Origin of the sequence: Methylobacterium oryzisoli (genome assembly GCF_046557895.1) — a bacterium.
Classification (GTDB): Bacteria; Pseudomonadota; Alphaproteobacteria; order Rhizobiales; family Beijerinckiaceae; genus Methylobacterium; species Methylobacterium oryzisoli.
This window is the reverse complement of record NZ_JBKIBX010000133.1, coordinates 1-626: the sequence shown is the minus strand read 5'-3', so window position 1 is coordinate 626 and position 626 is coordinate 1. Positions and strand designations below refer to the sequence as shown.

At 71.7% G+C, this 626-nt stretch carries 1 protein-coding gene; it reads right to left on the bottom strand.

Translation table 11 applies throughout. From position 1 onward, the window contains the following. Window positions 1-626, bottom strand: a 626-nt coding sequence (locus ACKUB9_RS34375; RefSeq protein WP_407531194.1) for a 1-deoxy-D-xylulose-5-phosphate synthase N-terminal domain-containing protein, incomplete at both ends; no start/stop codon positions are given.

Genomic DNA, 626 nt, shown 5'->3' with positions numbered 1-626 from the left:
CGGTAGGTGTCGCCCGAGACCAGCCTGGCGAGGTAGGCCGACATGGCGCCGACCGGGGGCGCGATCGACATGTCGTTGTCGTTGAGGATGACGATCAGGCGCGAGCGCAGCGCGCCGGCGTTGTTCATGGCCTCGTAGGCCATGCCGGCCGAGATCGAGCCGTCGCCGATCACCGCCACGACGTTGCGCCGCTCGAGGGTCTCGCCGCGGGCCTTGGCGGCCGCGTCGCGCAGGTCGCGGGCGACCGCCATGCCCAGGCCGGCCGAGATCGAGGTGGAGGAGTGGGCGGCGCCGAAGGGATCGTAGGGGCTCTCGGTGCGCTTGGTGAAGCCCGAGAGCCCGCCGCCCTGGCGCAGGGTGCGGATGCGGTCGCGGCGTCCGGTGAGGATCTTGTGGGGGTAGGCCTGGTGGCCGACGTCCCAGATCAGGCGATCCTCGGGAGTGTTGAAGACGTGGTGGAGGGCGACCGTGAGTTCGATCACGCCGAGGCCGGCGCCGAGATGGCCGCCGGTGACCGAGACGGCGTCGATGGTCTCGGCCCGCAGCTCGTCGGCCAGCTGGCGCAGGTCGCTCTCCGGCAGAGCCCGAAGGTCCCGCGCGTCGTGAACCCGATCAAGGAGGGGGAG